The 13,454-nt window shown below is 63.1% G+C and carries 18 protein-coding genes, 1 tRNA gene and 3 pseudogenes; 15 read left to right on the top strand and 7 right to left on the bottom strand.

Features of this window, described 5'->3' with window-relative positions:
• The first annotated feature begins 89 nt into the window (after nucleotides 1-89).
• From H9L15_RS08945 to rpsD, 10 genes and pseudogenes are all read left to right on the top strand, one after another.
• Complete coding sequence (locus H9L15_RS08945; protein ID WP_187713865.1) at nucleotides 90-344, top strand: hypothetical protein; 255 nt, start codon at nucleotides 90-92, stop codon at nucleotides 342-344.
• Nucleotides 335-823: a hypothetical protein gene (locus H9L15_RS08940; protein WP_187713864.1), complete on the top strand. Its 489-nt coding sequence runs from the start codon at nucleotides 335-337 to the stop codon at nucleotides 821-823. Before H9L15_RS08945 ends, H9L15_RS08940 begins: the two co-directional genes overlap by 10 nt.
• Nucleotides 706-1,845, top strand: coding sequence for a hypothetical protein (locus H9L15_RS08935; protein WP_187713863.1), 1,140 nt, complete (start codon nucleotides 706-708; stop codon nucleotides 1,843-1,845). The genes H9L15_RS08940 and H9L15_RS08935 overlap by 118 nt, the downstream gene beginning before the upstream one ends.
• A 55-nt stretch (nucleotides 1,846-1,900) precedes the next feature.
• A complete protein-coding gene (locus tag H9L15_RS08930) occupies nucleotides 1,901-2,413 on the top strand; it encodes a hypothetical protein (protein WP_187713862.1) in 513 nt (170 codons plus the stop codon).
• An 88-nt stretch (nucleotides 2,414-2,501) separates the two neighbouring features.
• Nucleotides 2,502-2,852, top strand: a complete 351-nt coding sequence (locus tag H9L15_RS08925; protein ID WP_187713861.1) for a hypothetical protein — start codon at nucleotides 2,502-2,504, stop codon at nucleotides 2,850-2,852.
• A 181-nt stretch (nucleotides 2,853-3,033) separates the two neighbouring features.
• Nucleotides 3,034-3,483 (top strand): ribose 5-phosphate isomerase B, encoded by a 450-nt coding sequence (gene rpiB / locus H9L15_RS08920; RefSeq protein ID WP_187713860.1) that lies wholly within the window; start codon nucleotides 3,034-3,036, stop codon nucleotides 3,481-3,483.
• Complete coding sequence (glyA, locus tag H9L15_RS08915; protein ID WP_187713859.1) at nucleotides 3,483-4,787, top strand: serine hydroxymethyltransferase; 1,305 nt, start codon at nucleotides 3,483-3,485, stop codon at nucleotides 4,785-4,787. The genes rpiB and glyA overlap by 1 nt, the downstream gene beginning before the upstream one ends.
• Complete coding sequence (gene nrdR, locus H9L15_RS08910) at nucleotides 4,787-5,266, top strand: transcriptional regulator NrdR (RefSeq protein WP_187713858.1); 480 nt, start codon at nucleotides 4,787-4,789, stop codon at nucleotides 5,264-5,266. The genes glyA and nrdR overlap by 1 nt, the downstream gene beginning before the upstream one ends.
• 71 nt (nucleotides 5,267-5,337) lie before the next feature.
• A pseudogene (locus H9L15_RS08905) lies at nucleotides 5,338-5,963 on the top strand (RNA methyltransferase).
• A 161-nt stretch (nucleotides 5,964-6,124) separates the two neighbouring features.
• A complete protein-coding gene (gene rpsD, locus H9L15_RS08900; RefSeq protein ID WP_187713857.1) occupies nucleotides 6,125-6,739 on the top strand; it encodes a 30S ribosomal protein S4 in 615 nt (204 codons plus the stop codon).
• Between the two features lie 57 nt (nucleotides 6,740-6,796).
• Here the strand turns inward: rpsD and H9L15_RS17465 are convergent, their stop codons facing one another.
• From H9L15_RS17465 to H9L15_RS17455, 3 genes and pseudogenes are all read right to left on the bottom strand, one after another.
• A complete protein-coding gene (locus tag H9L15_RS17465) occupies nucleotides 6,797-7,489 on the bottom strand; it encodes a PDZ domain-containing protein (protein WP_223276121.1) in 693 nt (230 codons plus the stop codon).
• Between the two features lie 53 nt (nucleotides 7,490-7,542).
• Nucleotides 7,543-7,869 (bottom strand): annotated as a pseudogene (locus H9L15_RS20345) (M61 family metallopeptidase); the annotation flags it as partial.
• 62 nt (nucleotides 7,870-7,931) lie between these two features.
• Nucleotides 7,932-8,585: a M61 family metallopeptidase gene (locus tag H9L15_RS17455; protein ID WP_223276120.1), complete on the bottom strand. Its 654-nt coding sequence runs from the start codon at nucleotides 8,583-8,585 to the stop codon at nucleotides 7,932-7,934.
• Between the two features lie 113 nt (nucleotides 8,586-8,698).
• Between H9L15_RS17455 and H9L15_RS08890 the strand changes: the two genes are divergently transcribed.
• The 3 genes from H9L15_RS08890 to H9L15_RS08880 all read left to right on the top strand — a co-directional run bounded on the left by H9L15_RS08890 (nucleotide 8,699) and on the right by H9L15_RS08880 (nucleotide 11,074).
• Nucleotides 8,699-9,676: an agmatine deiminase family protein gene (locus H9L15_RS08890; RefSeq protein WP_187713856.1), complete on the top strand. Its 978-nt coding sequence runs from the start codon at nucleotides 8,699-8,701 to the stop codon at nucleotides 9,674-9,676.
• Entirely contained in the window at nucleotides 9,673-10,524 is an 852-nt protein-coding gene (aguB, locus tag H9L15_RS08885) for an N-carbamoylputrescine amidase (RefSeq protein ID WP_187713855.1), read from the top strand. The genes H9L15_RS08890 and aguB overlap by 4 nt, the downstream gene beginning before the upstream one ends.
• Nucleotides 10,525-10,591: 67 nt before the next feature.
• Nucleotides 10,592-11,074 carry a YybH family protein gene (locus H9L15_RS08880; RefSeq protein ID WP_187713854.1) on the top strand — a complete coding sequence of 161 codons (483 nt, stop codon included), beginning with the start codon at nucleotides 10,592-10,594 and terminating at the stop codon, nucleotides 11,072-11,074.
• Here the strand turns inward: H9L15_RS08880 and H9L15_RS08875 are convergent.
• Nucleotides 11,064-11,731, bottom strand: a pseudogene (locus H9L15_RS08875) (uracil-DNA glycosylase). The gene H9L15_RS08880 and the pseudogene H9L15_RS08875 overlap by 11 nt on opposite strands.
• A 103-nt stretch (nucleotides 11,732-11,834) precedes the next feature.
• On the opposite strand from H9L15_RS08875, the gene folK reads away from it, so the two are divergent.
• Both folK and H9L15_RS08865 read left to right on the top strand, forming a co-directional pair.
• The gene (gene folK, locus H9L15_RS08870; RefSeq protein WP_223276119.1) at nucleotides 11,835-12,245 is read left to right on the top strand and encodes a 2-amino-4-hydroxy-6-hydroxymethyldihydropteridine diphosphokinase; all 411 of its coding nucleotides are present in this window, start codon (nucleotides 11,835-11,837) and stop codon (nucleotides 12,243-12,245) included.
• Nucleotides 12,246-12,261: 16 nt separating this feature from the next.
• Nucleotides 12,262-12,337, top strand: a tRNA-Lys gene (locus tag H9L15_RS08865).
• 4 nt (nucleotides 12,338-12,341) lie between these two features.
• On the opposite strand, the gene H9L15_RS08860 is transcribed toward H9L15_RS08865, so the two are convergent.
• The 3 genes from H9L15_RS08860 to H9L15_RS08850 are packed head-to-tail and all read right to left on the bottom strand — an operon-like array spanning nucleotide 12,342 to nucleotide 13,263.
• Entirely contained in the window at nucleotides 12,342-12,611 is a 270-nt protein-coding gene (locus tag H9L15_RS08860) for a DUF5985 family protein (RefSeq protein WP_187713853.1), read from the bottom strand.
• A 3-nt stretch (nucleotides 12,612-12,614) separates the two neighbouring features.
• Complete coding sequence (locus H9L15_RS08855) at nucleotides 12,615-12,896, bottom strand: DUF5985 family protein (RefSeq protein WP_187713852.1); 282 nt, start codon at nucleotides 12,894-12,896, stop codon at nucleotides 12,615-12,617.
• A gap of 1 nt (nucleotide 12,897) precedes the next feature.
• Complete coding sequence (locus tag H9L15_RS08850) at nucleotides 12,898-13,263, bottom strand: hypothetical protein (RefSeq protein ID WP_187713851.1); 366 nt, start codon at nucleotides 13,261-13,263, stop codon at nucleotides 12,898-12,900.
• Between the last annotated feature and the right edge of the window lie 191 nt (nucleotides 13,264-13,454).

Raw genomic sequence — 13,454 nt, 5'->3', positions numbered from 1 at the left:
CCGGCAAGGGCTATTTAATACCCGTTAAGTGCTGGTAACATCGCGCCATTGAGTCGGTACTGGGGCCCGGTTCTCGAATGGCCTTTGTGATGATGTTCCTGAATCCACCCGCGCGCTTGCGGGCCTTGCCCGATCGCTGGGCGAACTTGCTGCGTCCGCTGTGGATGATCCTCTTCGGCCTGGCGATCCTGACCGTCATCATCTCGACCATCTACGCCGTCCGGGCGACCTACTGGATGCAGCCCGTAATCTATCAGTACGGCCTCGACTTCGACGTCACCACGGAAGGCGACTTGAAGGTCGGTACCTACGCTCCCCGGGAGAGAAGCCGGCCGTGCCGCTGACCTCGACCGTCGTCGCCATCGACGGGACGGCTGTCCCCGCGGACTACCAGGTTTCGCAATTCGCAAAGCGCCTCGACCAGGCGCAGGGCAAGCCGGTCAAGGTCACCCTGGTCCAACCAAACGGCCGGAAGCTGGAGCTTTCGCAGCAAAAGCACAGGATCACGTCCGACCCGGCCGCTGTCAGGGACCGCGACCTCAGGGTCGCCGCAAGGCTCGTCACCGCCCTCCTCGCCTGCACCGCGCTTCTCGTCTGTGGCCTGCTCCTCGCCTTGAGGCGCCCGAACGATCCCGTCGCGATGCTCCTCGCCTTCGCTTTCGTCGGCATGGTCGCGACGATCGATCCGCCGATGCAGCTGTGGCTGTGGACCAACCAGGACTACATGATCGACATCCTGGGGCGGTCTTCTTCTACCTGCTCCTCATCGCCCTCGCTTCCTTCCCGGACGGCGTCTTCGTCCCGCGCGTCCTTCGCTGGCTGATCCCGCTTGGCATCCCGCTGACCTGCTTCGTTTCGTTTCCCGACATCGACGAGGACGTGCAGGGCATCGTCGGCCTTGTCGCCTTGCTCGGGGTCCTCGGCAGCCAGTTCATCCGCTTCCGCCGCGAGCCCGAGGGGATCGTCCGTCAGCAGATCAAATATGCGGGCTTCGGCTTTGCAGCAGGCATCCTGCTGGTCCTCGCCGCGCTGATCGTGGCGGCATCGATGGGCGACGATCCGAGCGGCTACACGCCGCTGATGAGCCTCGTCGTGCTGCTCTTGTTCAGCACCGGCATGGCGGCCATGGCCGTCGGACTCCTCGTCGCGCTCACCCGCTTCCGACTATGGGAAGCGGATACCGTCATCACCCGCTCGGCGGCCTACGCGGTCGTCACCCTGATCGTCGGCGTCGTCTGGGCGGCGAGCTCCGACCTCGTGAAGCTCGTCATTACCGAGGTCATGGGCCACGACAGCGAGGCGGGCGCGACAACCGTCGGAGCGATCATCGCCGCCGGCGTCTTCTCGCCTACGCAATCCGCCGTTCTCGGCTGGACCCGCAAGCATTTCGGCGGCCCGCTCGACCAGATCCACGATGCGGCCAAGAGGCTGAAAAGCTGGGGCCTGACGGAATCGCCCGAAGAAGTCGCCACCCGAGCCCTCTCGATGATCGACCAGGCCGCCCACCCCGCCGCCTCCGCAATCGTCCTCGACACGGCCATGGGCCACGAGCTCATCGCCGCCCGCGAAGTCACATCGGCCGACGACCCGAAGCTGGTCGAGAAGTTGGTGCTGGAAGACGAGGAAAGCTCGGTCGGCACATTGCTCATCGGCCGCCGTTCGGACGGCAACCGCTACAACAAGCAGGAAATCGACGCGATCCGCGAGATCATTCCCTCCCTGGCAGAAGCCCTCCGGGTAGCCCGCGGCCGCTTCTCCCGCGAGAGCGCAATGCAGCAGCGCATGGAAGAAATGGCGGCCCGGCTTGCGCAGCTCGAAGGGGACAGCCGAAACCAGCTTAGCTAGTGGCAGCATTCGACCCGTTCCGGACATTAGCAGCGTGTGGGTATCTTTCGACCCAGTGTCGCCACTGGGCTATGGCGATTCGTCGCCCGAAGCCGACATCATCGGCGCTGCAGCACCGCTCTACCCCAATATGCTTTCAGCATTGCGCGCCGCCTTGCGATTGACAATGTCTGCCCTTCTGAACCTGCTCAGTGAAATCCCGATCCTGGCGCTTGCGTTCTTCCCACTCGGCGCGAGTGCCGCAGAACCGCTTGGTCGCGAGCCGGCTACCGATGGGAGTGATGTTTTCGCAGATCTTCTCTTCCTTTGGCCCAATGTTCGTGTTGCTCGCAGGTACGGTTTGAACAGGCTTCGACGCCGCGTCCGCGGTGGTTTGAGACTGGCTAAAACAGGGCGTCGCAAGCAAAGCGACACAGAGCACGAACGGTGGAAACAGACGCTTCGACATTGTCAAACTCCAATCCGTGATCAAGACCCAAATTACAGGAGAAAAGAAGCGAAGCAAACGCGGTCCAGCGTTAATGCGGGTGTCATCACCAACATTGTGGCTCATGCTATAATGGACTGAGTTAGGTCAGCTCACTCTCACTACTCAAACTTGCCGCGACAGGCTTCGACCCATTGCGGACACTAGCTCTGGCCGTAGAACGGGCCGCGTGAAACGAACAACGAACCGCTTCTATCGATGGTCGCGGGTCCAGAATAACCAAGGCTTGCTCGAAAACTCTCCTGACGGGCGATTTCGGCATAATCGCGCGCAGGCCATTGGTTTGCTGCTTATTGGCATACCTCTACTCGTGGTGATCGAGCTGAACCGAGGCGGAAAGGCGAATACCTGGCTTTGGCTTCCTGTCGTCGCTTGGAGCGTCGGGATTGTGACCATCATGCTCTACCAAACCTTCAAGACCATTTTTCGCTATTATCGCGATTGGTGGAAGGGCGGCGCTAAAGTCCGCTTTCCACCCATTCCTGCCGCTGCCCGCCCAGCATCCAGACTGGTAACGTAGGATTGCATTTGCTTGGGCCTCGGCGATGACGTCGACTCCCGCTCACCATCGTCGACTTAACCCGTCCTGCCCCGCGCGGGGCACGTGCGCACACGCGTGTCACTGCGAACATTGGGACCATTCGCCTCTCTTCGCTCTCGCAACGGTGGCGCGTTGAGGCGGGGCGCGCTAGGGGTTTCGCATGCGCATAGTGATGACCGCCGACCACGCCGGTTTCGAAATGAAGGACCAGCTTGCCGACTGGCTTCGGGCTGACGGGCACGAGGTCCTCGACTTTGGCACAAACAGCGCCGAAAGCGTCGATTATCCGCGATACGGAGCGCTTCTCGCCGATGCTCTCGCCGATGGCCGGGCCGAGCGCGGCATTACCGTTTGCGGGTCGGGAATCGGCGTCGCCATCGCCGCCAACCGAAACCCCGCCTGCCGGTGCGCACAGGTGTCGGAACCGCTGTCCGCTTCGCTTGCTCGCAAGCACAACGACTGCAATGCCATCGCCCTCGGTGCCCGGCTGATCGGGCTTGAAATGGCAAAGGCCTGCGTCACCGCCTTCCTCACGAGCGAATTCCTCGGCGGCCGTCACCAGCGACGCGTCGACCAGCTCGCCAACCCCTCGGAACAGGAACCCGCCTGATGGCCACCGCCGCCAACCTCAACGATGTCCAGCCCGACGGCTTCTTCACCCGCGGCCTCGCCGACGCCGATCTGGCAGTCTTCGAGGGCATCAAGCACGAACTGACCCGCGAGCAGACCCAGATCGAGCTGATCGCGTCGGAAAACATCGTCAGCCGCGCAGTGCTTGAAGCGCAGGGCTCGGTTCTGACCAACAAGTACGCGGAAGGCTATCCCGGCCGCCGCTACTACCAGGGCTGCGCTCCTTCAGACGAGGTCGAGACGCTGGCGATCGAGCGGGCCAAGAAGCTCTTCGGCTGCGGCTTCGCCAACGTCCAGCCGCACTCGGGCGCACAAGCCAACGGCGCGGTGATGATGGCGCTGCTCCAGCCTGGCGACACGATCATGGGCATGAGTCTTGCCGCGGGCGGCCACCTGACCCATGGCGCTCCGCCGGCTCAGTCGGGCAAATGGTTCAACGCTGTCCAGTACGGCGTCCGCGAGGATGACCATCTCGTCGACTTCGATGAGGTCGAGAAGCTCGCGAAAGAGAATAAGCCGAAGATGATCATCGCGGGCGGCTCGGCCTATCCGCGTCACCTCGACTTCGCCCGCTTCCGCGCCATCGCCGATGAAGTTGGAGCCTATTTGTTCGTCGACATGGCCCACTTTGCCGGCCTGGTTGCAGCGGGCGAGCACCCCTCCCCCTTCGGCCATGCGCACATCGTCACGACGACCACCCACAAGACGCTGCGCGGCCCACGCGGCGGTATGGTGATGACCGACGACGAAGCCATCGCGAAGAAGGTCAATTCGGCGGTCTTCCCAGGTCTCCAGGGTGGCCCTCTCATGCACGTCATCGCCGCGAAGGCCGTCGCCTTCGGCGAAGCGCTGCAGCCCGAGTTCAAGACCTACGCCAAAGCCGTGATCGCCAACGCCAAGACCCTCGCCAACCGCCTTAAGGAACGCGGTGCGGATCTCGTCGCCGGCGGCACCGACACGCACCTCGCGCTGGTCGACCTCCGCCCGCTTGGCCTCACCGGCAAGGACGCCGACGAGAGCCTGGAGCACGCCGGCATCACCTGCAACAAGAACGGCGTCCCGTTCGATCCGCTGCCGCCGGTGAAGACCAGCGGCATCCGCGTGGGCTCTCCGGCCGGCACGACCCGCGGATTCGGTGAGGCGGAGTTCCGCGACATCGGCGACATGGTTGCCGACGTTCTCGACGGGCTCGTGAAGAACGGTCCGGAGAACAATGGCGAAGTCGAGAGCGAGGTGAACGGTCGCGTGCGTGAACTGTGCGCGCGCTTCCCTATCTATAGCTGATGCGCTGCCCATTCTGTGCCCATGAAGACAGCCAGGTGAAGGACAGCCGCCCGTCGGAAGACGGAGCGGCGATCCGGCGCCGGCGCCAATGCGAAGCCTGCGGCGCGCGTTTCACCACCTTCGAGCGGGTCCAACTACGCGATCTCACCGTCGTGAAGAAGGACGGCAAGCGCGAGCCCTTCGACCGCGCCAAGCTGGAACGCGCCATCGGCCACGCCTGTCGCAAGCGCGATGTTGATCCGGCGAAGATCGACCGGCTGGTCAGCGGCGTTCAGCGCCAGATGGAAACGCAGGGCGACGAAGTAACGTCCGTGAAGATCGGCGAAGCCGTGATGTTCGGCCTGCGCACGATCGATCACGTCGCCTACATCCGCTTCGCCAGCATCTACAAGGACTTCAGCGACCCGAGCGAGTTCGCCGAGATCGCCGAGCGGGTGGAAAAGGAAGCGGTCCCGCCCGGCCACGACAAGTTGCTGTGAGCGCAGCCAAGCCCGTCATCGTTCTCGTCCGTCCGCAGCTTGGCCAGAACATCGGCAAGGCAGCGCGCGCGATGCTCAACTTCGGCATGACCGAGATGCGGCTTGTCGCGCCTCGCGACGGTTGGCCCAATCCCGATGCAGGCCCATCGGCGAGCGGTGCCGACATCGTGCTCGAACAGGCGCAAGTCTTCGACACGGTGCAGGAGGCGATCGCCGACTGCTCGAACGTCTTCGCCTCGACCGTCCGCCGCCGCGACCTCGTGATGCCCGTCGTCACCCCTGAAAAGATGGCCGACGACATTGTCGCCTCAGCAGGCCGGACGGCGATCTTGTTTGGTCCGGAACGCTCGGGCCTCGAAACCGAGGATGTCGCCCTCGCAAACGCCATCGTCACCGTGCCGATCAATCCCGAGTTCGGCTCCGTCAACCTTGCCCAAGCGGTGATCCTGCTCGCCTACGAATGGTCGAAGCGCTCAGAGCTTGCTTCGCCCACGACAAAGGAGCTGGAAGAGCCCGCCCTCACGGCGAAGTCGAAGGAATGATCGTCCAGCTTGAGCAGGAGCTCGACGCCAAGGGCTATTTCCACCCGCCGTCGCGGACGCAGGCAACCAAGAACACCATCCGCACCATCTTCACCAAGACCGGCTGGTCGTCGCGCGAGGTGAAAGCCATCCGCGGCATCATCCGCGCCTGGTGAACCCGAGCCGCAACCGCGGCTGAACTTGACCTCCGGCGCCCTCTCGCCTAGGTGCGCCGCTCGCAATTGATCCCACATGTCCGGTGAAGTGGTGATCGCGTCAGGCTTCATGCCTGCCGGTGCGGTCCGGACACGACAAAGAAGCAAGTTGGAGAAACGATGTGAGCAAGCGCTCTAGCGCCAAGTATAAACTCGACCGCCGCATGGGCGAGAACGTCTTCGGACGCCCGAAGAGCCCGGTCAATCGCCGCGAATATGGTCCCGGTCAGCACGGCCAGCGCCGCAAGAGCAAGGTGTCGGACTTCGGCATTCAGCTCCGCGCCAAGCAGAAGCTGAAGGGCTATTACGGCGACGTCACCGAGAAGCAGTTCAAGCGGACGTACCAGGAAGCCAGCGCCATGAAGGGCGACGCTTCGCAGAACCTCATCGGCCTGCTCGAGCGCCGCCTCGACATGATCGTCTATCGCGCCAAGTTCGCGCCGACGATCTGGGCAGCCCGCCAGCTGGTCAGCCACGGCCACATCCGCGTCAATGGCGTGAAGTGCAACATCGCCAGCCGCCGCGTGAACGTCGGCGACGTGATCGAGCTCGGCTCGAAGGCGCAGGAAATGGCCCTGGTCATCGAGGCGCAGAGCCTCGCCGAGCGTGACGTTCCCGACTACGTGTCGCCGGACGGAACCTCGAAGGTCAGCTTCACCCGCGTTCCGACGCTGGACGAAGTGCCCTACCCGGTCCGCATGGAACCGAACCTGGTCATCGAATTCTATTCGCGCTGATTTTTCGGTCAGTTCGAACAAGCGGGGCGGTCCTTCGGGGCCGCCCTTTTTGTTTGCCTATTTCGCCGGGTACGACGCCAGCAGCCAGCGCTGATAAAGCGCTTTTTGAGCCGCAGTGGCGTTGGCGACCTTTACCACCTTGGGCTTGTTCTTCGGGATCGAGCCAAGCTTCAGCGTCTTCTGAAGCAGCTGGTCGCGGCGGAAATAGCTGACGGTGACCACGTCGCCGACCTTCCTTTCGGTCAGCGCGTCGTCGAAGCGATCATTGGTCACTCTCCGCCCGTCGAAAGCCGTAATGATGTCATCCGGAACGAAGCCGGCATTCCAGGCCGGGCTGCCGCGTTCCACGCCCGTCAGCTTCATGCCGCCTTCGGCCTGATCTGCTTTCCACCCGACCCACGGCCTGGTCGGCACCGTCTTGTCGCTATCTTCGTAGGAGATCCGGAGCCCGACAGATCCGAGCAGCCGATCGAAATCCACCGGCGCTGGCGCGTCGACATTCCGCGCCCACCAGTCGTCCCACGAATGGCCAGTCAGCTCGGCGAGGATCGCTTTCACATCGGCCGCCTGAAAGCCCTTTCCCTGCTCGGAGGGATAGCGGCGGAACAACGCCTCATGAACGTCGCGATAGGAAATCTTCCCGCCGCTGTCCTGAAGCAGCGCGATGTCGAGCAGCCAGGAAACGACCGAGCCTTCCGCATAAATATCCGCCCAGGCATTGGCTGCACGGTCCCGCCTGGAGCAATCCATTCATCGAACGACGTCGACGCGACCGACTGCAGCGAAGCCCCGGGAGTGTGCCGATGATGATCGATCGCGTCGGCAAGGGTCGCAAAATATTCGTCGGGCTTCATGATGCCTGCGCGAACCAGGAGCTGATCGGCGAAATAGTCGGTCGAGCCTTCGTGCAGCCAGAGCAGGTCCGTGTAGTTCTCGCTCTGGTAGCCGTAAGGCACCATCGCAGCGGCCCGGTACGCCTTCACGTTCCAGGTATGAATGAACTCATGCGAAGCGGTGCTGAGGAACTTCAGATATTTGTCGCGCGGTTGGAAGGAATTGCGCGGCAGCTGGATGACAGTGGAGTTCCGGTGCTCCGTAGCCCCGCTCGCCCCGTCGGTTGCGTGGATCATGAAAACGTAGCGCTGGAACGGGTAGGCGCTCCAGATCGAAGGGGCCTGTGCAACGATCTTTTTCAGGTCGGCGACAGTCTGGTTGGCGTCGTAATTGCCCTCGCCCAGAACACGACGTCATAGTCGCGTCCGCCCTCCTTGAAGGCGAACGAGCGGTTGATCCCCGTCTCGATCGGGGAGTCGACGAGGATATCCCAATTGGCGCCGGTGAACCGGTTCGCGCCGGCTGACTGCAGGCCGGAAAAGCTGCGCCATCCGTCGGGCACCTTGAGCGAGACGGCGACGTCGTCGGCGCGGCTCGCGTCCGAGTACATGAATACCGCGGAGGCATCGAGATAGGCGTGGCTGTCGTCGATGTGGCGCGACCTTAGGCCCAGCTCATTGGCGTAGACGTCATATTCGACGGTCACGGGGCCGGTGCCCGCCCGTTGAATCCTCCAGGTGGACTTGTCGACCTTCTGCCACGGCAAGGCGCGGCCGCGTTCGTCTTTCGCAGCGAATTCGCTCAAGCCGTTGGCAAGATTGAGGATCTGGTAGCGGCCTGTCCGCCATGAAGGCATCTTCACGTCCAACGTTCCGGCTGCGCCCGACGGGAAGACGATGCGGACCTTGCCGCTGTGATGCTCCGGGGAGGTCAGGTCGATCGCATAGTCGACGGTCGCTGGCGCGGCACTGCTGAACGCCAACGCAATTGCGGCAACCGCCAGTCTCAACATGCACTCACTCCCTCGACCTGATAGCGCTTGTTAGCAGCCGCGGACGAAAGGCCCATGCCGGATCGACGAACGGCAAACTTTGCTTTCGTTTCACAACACACTAGGCGCGCGGCATGACCCTTCCTCCTCTTCCCGAATGGGCGCCGCACGAAGCGGTCTGGATCGGCTTCCCGTCGGATCCGGAGCTGTGGCTGTCGGATTTGAAGGAGGCCGAGAAGGAGGTCGCGGCCTTCGCCAAGGCCGTCCACGCCGACGGCAAGGGCGAGAAGGTGTGGCTCGTCGCCGCGCACGAGGATGCCGCGAAGCAGGCACGCAAGCTTGCGCCGTTCGCGACGGTGATCGTCGAGAAGTTTGGCGACATCTGGCTTCGCGACAGCGGGCCGATTGTCATGGGTTCCGGGAAGCACCGCCGCGCGCAAGGCTTCCGCTTCAACGGCTGGGGCAATAAGTACGATCTCGAAGGTGACCAGGACGTCGGAGAGCGCATCGCAAAGGCTGCGTCCCTGCCTTACGCGAAGGCGGATTGGGTACTTGAGGGCGGAGCAATCGACGGTGACGGCTCAGGCACGGTGTTGACCACCGAACAGTGCCTCCTCAATCCGAACCGCAACCCCGGTGCGACCCACGACGACATCGCGGCCCGGCTGGAGCACGACCTCGGCTTCGAGCGCGTCGTCTGGCTCGGCGAAGGCCTCGTGAACGACCACACAGACGGCCACGTCGACAACCTCGCCCGGTTCGTCGCTCCCGGCCGCGTCGCGATCCCGACCGCCGCGAAGGACGATCCCAACGACGCCATCTATCGCGATGCTGCCAAGCGGCTGAAGGCGACCAAGCTCGACGTCGTCACTCTGCCCTCTCCCGGGCGGATCGAGAATGAGGACGGCGACGTCATCCCGGCGAGCTACATGAACTTCTACATCGGCAATGCCGCGGTCGTCGTGCCGCAGTACGGAGCACCGAACGACAAGGCGGCGGTCGCCGTGGTCCAGGCGCTCTTCCCCGGCCGCGTTGCAATCGGGCTCCGCGCTGACCATGTCCTGACAGGAGGCGGAAGCTTCCACTGCATCTCACAACAGGTTCCCGCATGAGCAAGCTCACCGTCGCTGCTTTGCAGCTCGCCTTTACCGACGACACGGCCGCCAACATCAAGGCGGTCGCCGACCTAGTGCGCGAAGCCGCCTCGAAAGGCGCGGAAGTCGTGCTTCCGCCGGAGCTGTTCGAAGGCCCCTATTTCTGCAGGGTCGAGGATGAGGGCCTGTTCGCCAATGCGCGCCGTACCGAGGAGCATCCGTCGGTCATTGCCATGCAGGAGCTGGCGAAGGAGCTGAAGATCTGGATTCCGACCAGCTTCTTCGAGCTGGACGGGCCGCACCATTACAACTCTCTCGCGATGATCGGTCCCGACGGGAAGATCGCCGGCGTCTACCGCAAGAGCCACATTCCCGACGGCCCCGGTTACGAAGAGAAGTTCTACTTCCGGCCCGGCAATACCGGGTTCAAGGTGTGGGAGGGACCGAACGCCTCGACCCTCGGCGTGGGCGTCTGCTGGGACCAGTGGTACCCCGAAACCGCCCGCGCGATGATGCTGATGGGCGCGGACATCCTCTTCTACCCGACTGCCATCGGCACCGAGCCACATGATCCGGATCTCGACACCTCCCGCCTCTGGCGTCGAGCGATGATCGGCCATGCTGTCTCGAACGTCGTGCCCGTTGTGGCCGCCAATCGCATCGGTACCGAACACGGCCAGCGCTTTTACGGCCACAGTTTCATCTGCGACGAACGCGGCGACATCCTCGCGGAGTTCAGCGCCGAGGAAACCGGCGTGCTGGTAGCGACACTCGACCTCGCCCAGGCAAAGAAGCACCGCGCAGCCTTCGGCTTTTTCCGCGATCGCCGGCCGGAATTGTACGGGCGATTGGTCGAGGACCGCTAACGAACGTAAGTTGACTCGCGCCGACCGGAGGCGCTTGTTCCGCCCCTCAACGAAAGGGGACGGCATCATGCGAACGTTTGTGACATGTGCTGCCATTTTGGCCTGTGCCGCGTGCACCCAGCAAGCCACCGCTCCGACGGCGAAGCCTGACACCGCTGCGGAAACGGCCGCCATCGAAAAGCTGGAGCAAGCTCAGATCGCGGCGATCACGGCGCGCGATCAAGCAGGGGCGACCGCCTCTTACGGCGATGATGCAGTCTTTATCAGCGAGCGGGGCGAAACCAGCAAAGGCCGGGACGCGATCGTCGCCGGGTTCAAGAGTTTATTGGCCGATCCGACGTTGAAGATCGACTACAAGCCAGGCTCGAAGACCTTCAGCGACGCCGGCGACATGGCGTATTCCACGGCGGAGTACACCGAGACCTATACCGATCCGACGACGAAGAAGCCGGTCACCATCAAGGGCATGAATCTCAGCGTCTGGAAGAGGCAGGCGGACGGAAGCTGGAAGCTGGTCGCCGACAGCAATCCCGCCGCGCCTACCGGCTAAGCTCGATCGCTCGCTGGAAGACGGATTCGAACATCGGGCGGTCGAGCCGCCCGGTGTTCTGGTTATAGCGAGAGCAGTGATAGCTCGACAGGAGCACGCGTCCGTCTGCCGTGACTGTCTCAGCGCCATGGCCGAACTTCGTGCTGACAGGTGGCAGACCGAGCGATCGAGCCGCGGCGACATGGGCAATCTGGCCGAGCGCCAGCAGAACGCGAACTCTGGAAAGCGCCGCTAGCGATGCTTCGAAGTAACTGCGGCACGTCCTGATCTCGCCCGGCTCCGGCTTGTTGGCTGGCGGCAGGCACTTCACTGCATTGAGGATCACAGCGCCGCGGAGCCGCAAGCCATCGGTTGGATCCGCGCCGTAGGTCCCTTCCGCCAGGCCGAACTTGACCAATGTCTCGTACAATAACTCGCCGGCGTAATCCCCGTGAATGGGCGACCGGTGCGGTTCGCGCCGTGTTTCCCAGGAGCGAGCCCGACAATGGCGAGCCATGCATCGGGATCGCCGAAAGCCGGAACCGGCGCATTCCACCAATCGGAATGCTCTTCGCGGCACGTGTGGCGAAACATGACCAGCCGAGGGCAGAGCGGGCAGTCGCGCGGAGCCTCCGCCTTGGGGACCGGCGACAAGTCGGCGGGACTGGCGAACTGCATTGCTCTGCCGTAGGCGACCGAGCGTGCCCGGCGCAACGCAACTCTACGCCATCGCCATCGGCTCCAACCGGCCGCATGGACGTCACGGTCGTCCCCGCAGGTCGTGGAAGCGGCGATCGCGGAGCTCGACCGCCTCTTCGACCTCTTCGATGCTGCGCCGATCGTCCTCAACCCGGCGCACGGCGGAGCCGGCCGCGACTTCGCCAATTCCGTGGCGCTCATCGAAAGTGAGCTGAAACCGCCGGAAATGCTCAAGGAGTTGAAGGCGCTCGAGCGAGCCTTCGGAAGGCGCCGCGGCCGTCGCTGGGGATCGCGCGTACTCGATCTCGACATCATTTCTTGGACGGGCGGACGCTGGCGCGAGCGTGGACTGACAGTGCCCCACAAAGCAGCGATCGAGCGCGGCTTCGTCATCAACCCACTGGCGACGATTGCTCCAGGCTTGCGGCTCAACGGCAACCTGACCGCTTTTCATTTCGCCCATCGCCTTGCCCGCCGCCGCCCTCGAAGCTAACGCGGCTCCGCTGGTCGGGCCCTTAGCTCAGTCGGTAGAGCAACTGACTTTTAATCAGTAGGTCGCTGGTTCGAATCCAGCAGGGCTCACCAGCACTCAGGACAAACGCGCAGCCCGATTCTTGCGATAGATCCCGAACAAGATGAGCAGGAAGGCGGCGAGCCTGATCAGGTAGATCGTGCCCCGCTCCTCGGTCGGGATGTTGCCGAGTGCGATGACCGACTGCCCCAGCCCCAGCAGTCCGAACGCCAGCGCGAAGCTGAGGAACAGTTCGTCGCGCGATCGATGCCAGTAGCGCAGGAAGAACAATCCGCAGACGAGAAAGCCGAACACGACAGCGCCTGACAGGAAGTCATAGAGGGTCATCGCTCACTCCTTCTCCGCGTCCCAGACGAATCCCCAAATCAGCGAACTGACCGCCGCGAGCGCCAGCAAGAGACGCGGCAGGCGCAAATCAACTTCCGGGCTTGGCCAGATCACGAGGTCCAGCACCAGCAAGAGATTGTTCGCCGCAAGGAAGGCGAAGCAGACGCTGCTCCAGAACAGCAGGCGCACGTGCGAGTGGCGGTAACTCCGCCCCAGCAGCCACGCGCATGCGGCGCTGGTCAGGAAGCACAGGACATAGACGATTGTCGCGAAAACCCCGTCCATCTCAATCTTTCCTCAATCTGAAAGCGTCGGCGAACGCCGTCGCACTCCGGCCGCTCGCCGAGACGATGGTCCTCCTCACCGCATCCGGCCTTGCGGCATAGAGTTCTTCCAGCTGGTCGACGCATACGGCGACCTCGTCGTTGATCGGCATGTACACCGCACCGGTCGGATCGACGGATATCAAGCCGGCTGAAACCAGCGACTCAAGCGCATTGCTGACAACCAGTTCACTGGCGCGCATGCTCGAGACGAGTTCCGCCTCCGTCCATGCGCGTGGATCGCGCTTGAGGACGAGAAGCAGCTCCAGCGCCCAGACTGATCGAAAGCTCGATTCGATGAACCGAAGCAGGTCCTTGGACGCAGTCACGATCGCGTTTCGGAAGGTACAAGTCCGAACATTAGGAGTGCCCGTAACGTCGCCGTCGACTTGATGGCAACCCTGACGCCCAACTCTTGATTCAGATTAGGAATTTTTTAGAAACTGCCGCGAAATATTCAGCTATTGTTCGCGTGCAGCCGGGGGCTGCGGATCGTTCAACCTGGGCGGGGGAGTAAAAC

It is taken from the genome of Sphingomonas daechungensis, from assembly GCF_014489495.1.
Classification (GTDB): domain Bacteria; phylum Pseudomonadota; class Alphaproteobacteria; order Sphingomonadales; family Sphingomonadaceae; genus Sphingomicrobium; species Sphingomicrobium daechungense.
This window is presented reverse-complemented; position numbering and strand designations above follow the sequence as displayed.

Excerpts from the sequence above, each read along its gene's own strand:
- aguB (WP_187713855.1), top strand. The coding sequence starts at position 9,673 with ATGAGCAAGCTCACCGTCGCTGCTTTGCAGCTCGCCTTTACCGACGAC.
- H9L15_RS17465 (WP_223276121.1), bottom strand. The coding sequence starts at position 7,489 with ATGGATTGCTCCAGGCGGGACCGTGCAGCCAATGCCTGGGCGGATATT.
- H9L15_RS08945 (WP_187713865.1), top strand. The coding sequence starts at position 90 with ATGATGTTCCTGAATCCACCCGCGCGCTTGCGGGCCTTGCCCGATCGC.
- H9L15_RS17455 (WP_223276120.1), bottom strand. The coding sequence starts at position 8,585 with ATGTTGAGACTGGCGGTTGCCGCAATTGCGTTGGCGTTCAGCAGTGCC.
- H9L15_RS08860 (WP_187713853.1), bottom strand. The coding sequence starts at position 12,611 with ATGACCCTCTATGACTTCCTGTCAGGCGCTGTCGTGTTCGGCTTTCTC.
- rpiB (WP_187713860.1), top strand. The coding sequence starts at position 3,034 with ATGCGCATAGTGATGACCGCCGACCACGCCGGTTTCGAAATGAAGGAC.
- nrdR (WP_187713858.1), top strand. The coding sequence starts at position 4,787 with ATGCGCTGCCCATTCTGTGCCCATGAAGACAGCCAGGTGAAGGACAGC.
- H9L15_RS08880 (WP_187713854.1), top strand. The coding sequence starts at position 10,592 with ATGCGAACGTTTGTGACATGTGCTGCCATTTTGGCCTGTGCCGCGTGC.
- glyA (WP_187713859.1), top strand. The coding sequence starts at position 3,483 with ATGGCCACCGCCGCCAACCTCAACGATGTCCAGCCCGACGGCTTCTTC.
- H9L15_RS08855 (WP_187713852.1), bottom strand. The coding sequence starts at position 12,896 with ATGGACGGGGTTTTCGCGACAATCGTCTATGTCCTGTGCTTCCTGACC.
- H9L15_RS08890 (WP_187713856.1), top strand. The coding sequence starts at position 8,699 with ATGACCCTTCCTCCTCTTCCCGAATGGGCGCCGCACGAAGCGGTCTGG.